The 7148-nt window shown below is 39.0% G+C and carries 5 protein-coding genes; 4 read left to right on the top strand and 1 reads right to left on the bottom strand.

The features are described from left to right. Positions 1 to 242: 242 nt before the first annotated feature. Positions 243 to 2057, bottom strand: a complete 1815-nt coding sequence (gene pepF / locus LRP83_RS04275) for an oligoendopeptidase F (protein WP_230495440.1) — start codon at positions 2055 to 2057, stop codon at positions 243 to 245. Positions 2058 to 2375: 318 nt separating this feature from the next. On the opposite strand from pepF, the gene LRP83_RS04270 reads away from it, so the two are divergent. From LRP83_RS04270 to LRP83_RS04255, 4 genes are all read left to right on the top strand, one after another. Continuing rightward, on the top strand, positions 2376 to 3389 hold the full coding sequence (locus tag LRP83_RS04270; RefSeq protein ID WP_290369493.1) for an ABC transporter ATP-binding protein: 1014 nt from the start codon (positions 2376 to 2378) through the stop codon (positions 3387 to 3389). Beyond that, entirely contained in the window at positions 3370 to 4335 is a 966-nt protein-coding gene (locus LRP83_RS04265; protein ID WP_230495438.1) for an ABC transporter ATP-binding protein, read from the top strand. Before LRP83_RS04270 ends, LRP83_RS04265 begins: the two co-directional genes overlap by 20 nt. 51 nt (positions 4336 to 4386) lie before the next feature. After that, positions 4387 to 6009 carry an ABC transporter substrate-binding protein gene (locus tag LRP83_RS04260; protein ID WP_230495437.1) on the top strand — a complete coding sequence of 541 codons (1623 nt, stop codon included), beginning with the start codon at positions 4387 to 4389 and terminating at the stop codon, positions 6007 to 6009. 125 nt (positions 6010 to 6134) lie between these two features. Beyond that, entirely contained in the window at positions 6135 to 7142 is a 1008-nt protein-coding gene (locus LRP83_RS04255; protein WP_230495436.1) for an ABC transporter permease, read from the top strand. Positions 7143 to 7148 lie beyond the last annotated feature (6 nt).

Genomic DNA, 7148 nt, shown 5'->3' with positions numbered 1-7148 from the left:
TGTTCCTTAAGCTTTATATCATCCGTAGATAATTGTTCCGGATAGTCATTTTTGATTTTAAATTTGTCAGAAATGAAGCTAACTAGATTTTTTAACATCCAATACAACTCCGGCCGTTTTTTACCTATTTTGCCAAAAGAAGTGAGAATTATGTATGAAAATGAGGATGAATGAAATGCACTTTAACGCAATAACGCACCGGGGGACTGTCCCCCGGTGCGTTATTGCGTTAAAGTGATAGGTTATTCATAGGATTGTTCTAGTTCATCAATGAGAGACCCAACGTATGATACGGCTTTACGTATCGCATCTGGTTTCGACATATCGATGCCGGCATGCTTCATTAGCTCAAGTGGTTTCATCGTTCCGCCTGCGCGAAGCACGTCTAACCATCTATCCACGACAGGTTGCCCTTCTTCTTTGATCATCTGGGAAACAGCTGTTGATACAGTTAAACCGGCTGAGTACGTGTAAGAGTATAGTCCCATATAGTAATGCGGCTGACGCATCCAGGTTAAGCTTGCCCCTTCATCTAATTCAACTGAATCACCCCAGAAGTCGGAAAGGACAGAGCCTTTAACATCTGAAAGAGTTTTAGCTGTTAAGGCTGCTCCATCTTCAGCAAGTGAATATACCCTACGTTGATATTCTCCTTCAAGGACGTGTGTGACAAAGTTATGATAATAAGTAGCTAATAGCTGAAGAATTACCCAGCGGCGCATACGTTTATCATCATATTTTGCAAAAAGATGATTAGCTAATAGCATTTCATTCATTGTCGAAGGTGCTTCAACAAAATACATAGATGGACGAGTATTCATAATACGTTGATTTTTATTAGCTAAATAGAAATGACCAGCATGCCCTAGCTCATGAGCAAGTGTAAATACATTACGCATTGTATTTTGCCAGGTTATTAAAATATATGGATGTGAGCCGTAAGGGCTTGAGCAGAATGCACCTGTAGACTTACCAACATTATCAGATAAGTCACACCATCTTTCAGTAAGGCCTTTCTCCATAATCTCCGTGTATTCAGGTCCCATCACTTTTAATGCCTCAAGAATCATAGTGCTTGCTTCTTCATAGCTAATTTCAGGACTAAATTCTGGATCTAGAGGTGCTTTTAAATCACAGAAAAGTACCTTATCTAGACCAAGTACACGCTTTTTTAATTCAGCGTAACGGCGCATATGTGGTGCTAGCTCTTTTGTAATAATATCCAACTGATTATTGTACATTTCTTCTGTCACTTGTTGTGGTTCCAATAACATATTTGTAACAGAATCGTATTTTCTAAGACGTGAAAGAGCTACTTGTTTTTTTACTTCTGTTGCATAAGTTGTTGCAAAGGTATTTTTATATTGCTTTAATGTTTTCGAAAATGACTGGTAGGCTTTTCGTCGAACTTTTGTATCAGATGAAAATTCATATCGTGTTTCAAATAAAGCAAAGGAGTTTGGAAGCTCATTTCCGTTCTCATCTTTAATAGAATCAAATTGCATATCCGTTAATTTACTCATGCCAAAAATTTGATATGGTGCGTTAAGGACCTCCCCGAGGGCTGCTAGTGCTTCCTCTGTTTCAGGGGACAGGGTATGAGCTTTCTTCTGTATCAACTCTTGTAAGTTTTTCTGGAAAGGCTTTAACTCAGCTTCCTCATTTATGTATAATTCAATGGTTCCTTCAGGTAAGGCAAGAATTTCAGAGTCAATAAAGGATAAGCCGGCACTAACTTTTGTTCTAAGAGCGGACATTTTTGACGAGTTTGCTTGATTAACAGAATCTGTTCCATCGGCTGATTGTCTTAAACTAGCAAAGGTAGCAGCTTTGATAAGCTTCATCATAATTTGTTCCTGAGCAAGTAAGCACTTTAGGAAAGCTTTCGAACCATTATGAAAAGTTCCCTTATAGTTTGCAACTACCGCTAAATCTTCCTCAATTCGTTTTAATTCACTTTCCCATGCTTCATCAGAATGAAATAAATCATTCAGGTTCCATGTCAATTCGACTGGCACTTCAGAACGAGTTAGGCGTTTTTCAACTGTATTTTCCATTTAAACAATCCCCCTTGTAAATAACCATATGGTCAATCTTAATTCTATATTAATTGAAAATTTAGTCAAAGGATTATTTCGAGAATAGAAGTAATTATTTTCTTATGCTTTAATGCAGTAAAGTACGTGGGGACTGTCCCCTGGTACGGTGATGTGTTAAAGGAATTGGATTATATTCACTTTTTTTTACTTTAATGCCAAATTACGACAAATTACTAATAGTGTTGTGTGTAATAATTGCTATGTGTCTTAATATATTATAATATTAAATATAATCAGATAATTACAAAAATACAGAATTGTTAGGTGGGTGTAATGGTGAGTAAAGACCCTATTCTTCAAATAAAAGATTTAAAGGTTTCATTTCAATCTGGAAAGAAGTTTATTCCAGCAGTTGATGGAATTAGTTTTCAATTGAATGAAGGTGAAATATTAGGGATTGTGGGTGAATCGGGTAGTGGCAAAAGTGTCACCTCATTAGCAACGATGGGTCTGATTCCTACACCGCCAGGTAAAATTGAAAATGGCGAACTTCTTTTTGAAGGGAAGAATTTAAAAAATATTTCCGAAAAAGAATGGCGAAAAATTCGCGGCAACCAAATCTCGATGATTTTCCAAGAACCAATGACATCGTTGAATCCATTATTCACAATAGGAAACCAACTTATGGAGGCCATACGATTACATACGGATTTATCAAAGGCAGAAGCAAAGATTCGCTGTATTGAGCTACTTAAGCTAGTTGGAATTCCTAGGGCCGAAGGGATATTGAAGGAAAACCCTCACCAGTTATCAGGTGGGATGAGACAAAGGGTTATGATTGCGATGGCAATGGCCTGTAATCCTAAGGTGCTAATTGCGGACGAGCCTACGACAGCACTTGATGTAACGATTCAGGCACAAATCCTTGCCTTGATGAAAGATTTAAATAAGAAAACAGCCACTTCGATTATTCTCATTACACATGATTTAGGGGTAGTCGCTGAAATCTGTGAACGAGTGATTGTGATGTATGCTGGGCAAATCGTGGAGCATGGCGATGTGAGAACGATATTAAAGGATCCAAAACATCCGTATACTAAGGGGCTTCTCAAATCTGTGCCAGATTTAAGAGGGAAGAAAGATCGTCTGTATAGTATTCCGGGAAGTGTTCCAACACCTGGTACCATCCAAAAAGGCTGTCGTTTTGCTGCAAGATGTGACTCAGCATTTGAAGCATGCTTTGAAGGAACACCTGATTTATACAAAATGGAGAAACAGGGACATGAAGTTCGGTGTTTCTTACATAAAGTGGAAGAAAGGAGTGACCAACATGTCGGAGTTACTTCTTGAGGTTAATGGGCTAAAGAAATACTTCCCCATAACGGGTGGGATTTTTGGAAGGAAAAAAGGAGATGTAAAAGCGGTTGACGATGTTTCTTTTTATGTAAAAAAAGGAGAAACACTAGGAATCGTTGGTGAAAGTGGTTGTGGAAAGTCAACAACTGGTCGACTTCTTATGCGTTTAATTGAAGCAAGTGATGGACGTATTCTTTTTGAAGATAAAGAGATTACGAGTATGTCTAAGTCTGAGTTAAGAAAAACGCGTCGGGATATTCAAATGGTGTTTCAGGACCCTTATGCATCATTAAATCCACGTCATTCCATTCAGCAAATTCTCGAAGAACCACTTATTGTACATGGAATTGGGAATAAACAGGAGCGAAAGAAACGCGTTCAGGAAATGCTTGAGGTAGTGGGGCTTAGCAGCTACCACGCACGAAGATATCCTCACCAATTTAGCGGTGGTCAACGTCAACGTATTGGAATTGCAAAAGCACTAATGACTAAGCCCAAGCTTATCATTGCAGATGAACCTGTATCAGCACTAGATGTTTCGATTCAGGCACAGGTGCTAAATTTGATGAAAGACATTCAAAATGAATTCCAGCTTACCTATATCTTTATCGCTCATGATTTAGGAGTGGTTCGTCACATCAGCGACCGCGTAGGGGTAATGTATTTAGGGAGATTAATAGAATTAGCAGATAGTGAAGAACTTTATGAAAATCCGATGCACCCGTATACGAAGGCGTTATTATCAGCAGTACCTATACCTGATCCTGATATTAAACGGGAAACCATTTTAATAGAGGGGGAATTACCAAGCCCTGCGAATCCTCCTTCAGGATGTGCCTTCCACACTAGGTGCTCTCAAGTTATGGATATTTGTCAATCAATAAGGCCAGTAGAGCGTAATTTGAATGGTCATTCTGTGGCATGCCACTTATACGAGTAGGCAACCGCATTAATGATATATAAAAAAATAAATAGGGGGTAACAAACGCTTATGAAGAAAAGCACTTTTAAGACGCTATTGGTTGCATTTTTAGCAATCAGCATGTTCCTTGTTGGATGCAGCAGTAAAACGAATCAAAACAGCGACGACGAAAAGGATCCTGTCGTAAAAGAAGAAACTCCTGCCAAAGATACACTTGTGTATGGCCGTGGAGGGGATTCCGTTTCTCTAGACCCAATCTCAACAACTGAAGGGGAAACCTTCAAAGTAACTGAAAACATTTTTGAAACTTTAGTTTCATTTGGTGAACAGGATACAACAATCAATCCTGGTCTTGCAGAAAGTTGGACAGTAACAGATGATGGTTTAAATTACGAATTCAAGTTACGTCAAGGGGTTAAATTCCATGATGGCACAGAATTCAATGCGGATGCTGTTGTATTCAACTTTAACCGTTGGATGAATGGTAATGAAGAACAATTCCCTTACTATACAATGTTTGGTGGATATAAGGCTGATGAAGGCCATGTTATTCAAGAGGTTACTGCCGTAGATGCAAATACCGTTAAATTTGTATTAAAGAGACCACAAGCTCCTTTCCTTAAGAACTTAGCGATGTCTCCTTTCGCTATTTCTAGCCCAGCGGCTATCGAGAAACAAGGGGAAGCTTACCGTGCAAATCCAGTTGGAACAGGACCATTCAAGTTTGTTGAGTGGAAAGAGAATGATACGATCACTCTTGAAAAGAATGCTGACTACTGGCAAGCAGGATTACCGAAGTTAAACAAAGTTATTTTCCGTGTTATTCCTGAAAACACAGCGCGACTAAACGCTCTTGTAAGTGGCGAGATTGACGTTATGGATGGATTAAATAACTCTGATGAAGCAACTGTTTTAGCGAATGAAAACTTACAAGTTCTTGAGCGTCCTTCTATGAACGTTGGTTACATCGGTTTAACAAACACTCGTAAACCATTTGATAATAAGCTAGTTCGTCAAGCTATTAATCATGCAATTGATAAACAATCCATCATCGATGCATTCTACGGTGGAACAGCACAGCCAGCTATAAACCCAATGCCACCTGCTATTTCGGGCTATAACGATGCAATTGAACCATATCCATATGATTTAGAAAAAGCAAAAGCTTTATTAGCGGAAGCTGGATATGCGGATGGATTTACAATGGACCTATGGGCAATGCCTGTAGCACGTCCATATATGCCAGAAGCTATGAAGGTTGCAGAGGTTATCCAAGCAAGTTTAGCTGAAATTGGCGTTACAGCTAATATTCAATCTGTTGACTGGGCTACCTATTTAGATCAAGCAAAAAATGGTGAATATGATGCCTTCATGCTTGGTTGGACTGGTGACAATGGTGACGCTGACAACTTCTTATACACATTACTAGATAAAGATAGTATTGGTAGTAACAACAGTGCGATGTATAGCAGCGACGAGCTTCATGATATTCTAATCCAAGCTCAAACAGAAGTGGATGAAGATGCTCGTAATGAACTATACAAGAAAGCTCAAGAAATCATTCATGAGGATGCTCCTTGGGTACCACTTGTTCACTCCATTCCATTATTAGCTGCTGGAAAAGATGTCGTTAACTACAAACCACATCCAACTGGCTCTGAGTCATTAATTAATGTTGAATTTGCAAAGTAATAAAGAAGAAACGCGAGTAAGATAGGTACCAAAGGGGAGGGAGCTTTCCTCCCCTTTTTTTTAGAAAAGCTAAAAGCCAGCGCTGAAGCTTGATATGATCACTACTTAAAAAAGGAGTGAAAGAGTTGTTTAATTACACGGTCCGCCGTTTATTTTCATTAATACCAGTTCTATTTGGAATGACCCTTGTTGTATTTGCTATTATCCATGCGATACCAGGAAATCCAGCTCAAGTAATATTAGGACAAAGAGCAACGGCAGCAGCCATTGAAAACTTAACTAGAGAACTAGGTTTAGATCGACCATGGTACATACAATATGTCGATTATCTTGGGCAACTTCTCCAAGGGGATTTAGGAACATCTTTACGGACAAGGGGACCAATAAGCGAAGAAGTTTGGCCATATTTAGCGGCAACTTTCGAATTAACGTTGGTAGCAATGCTAGTTGCAGTAGTAATTGGAGTAAACGCTGGAATTATTAGTGCGTGGTTTTCGAAGTCATGGTTTGATTATGTCGCAATGGTTGTAGCTTTGGTTGGAGTATCGATGCCGATTTTTTGGCTAGGCTTAATGCTACAATGGGGATTTTCTATCGAGTTGGGTTGGTTGCCGACGACAGGAAGAAATAATGTTCGCGACCCAATAGAGTCGATAACTAATCTGTATTTAGTCGACACCTTACTTCAAGGACGTTTTGATCAATTTACTACGGCTATTAAACATTTAGCTTTACCAAGCATGGCCCTTGCTACAATTCCGATGGCAATTATAGCAAGAATGACGCGGGCAACAATGCTAGAAGTTATGAAATCAGATTATGTTCGGACAGCAAGAGCAAAGGGCTTAAGAATGTTTTGGGTTGTCTACAAGCATTCATTGAAAAATGCCATTATTCCTGTACTAACCGTAATTGGTTTACAAACGGGTTTACTATTAGGTGGCGCGATATTAACTGAAACAATCTTTGGTTGGCCAGGAATTGGACGATATGTCTATGATGCTATTAGTTACCGTGACTATCCGGTTATCCAGTCTGGAATCTTAATAATCGCGGCTATCTTCGTATTAATTAACTTGATTGTCGATCTACTCTACGTCGTGGTTGACCCAAGAATTAAATACAATAAATAGTAAGAG

Origin of the sequence: Pseudoneobacillus rhizosphaerae (genome assembly GCF_917563885.1) — a bacterium.
GTDB lineage: Bacteria > Bacillota > Bacilli > Bacillales > Cytobacillaceae > Pseudoneobacillus > Pseudoneobacillus rhizosphaerae.
The sequence above is the reverse complement of the archived record's forward strand: the minus strand, read 5'-3'. Positions and strand labels throughout refer to the sequence as shown.

Coding starts and splice junctions, on each gene's coding strand:
- pepF (WP_230495440.1), bottom strand. CDS start 2,057: ATGGAAAATACAGTTGAAAAACGCCTAACTCGTTCTGAAGTGCCAGTC.
- LRP83_RS04265 (WP_230495438.1), top strand. CDS start 3,370: ATGTCGGAGTTACTTCTTGAGGTTAATGGGCTAAAGAAATACTTCCCC.
- LRP83_RS04260 (WP_230495437.1), top strand. CDS start 4,387: ATGAAGAAAAGCACTTTTAAGACGCTATTGGTTGCATTTTTAGCAATC.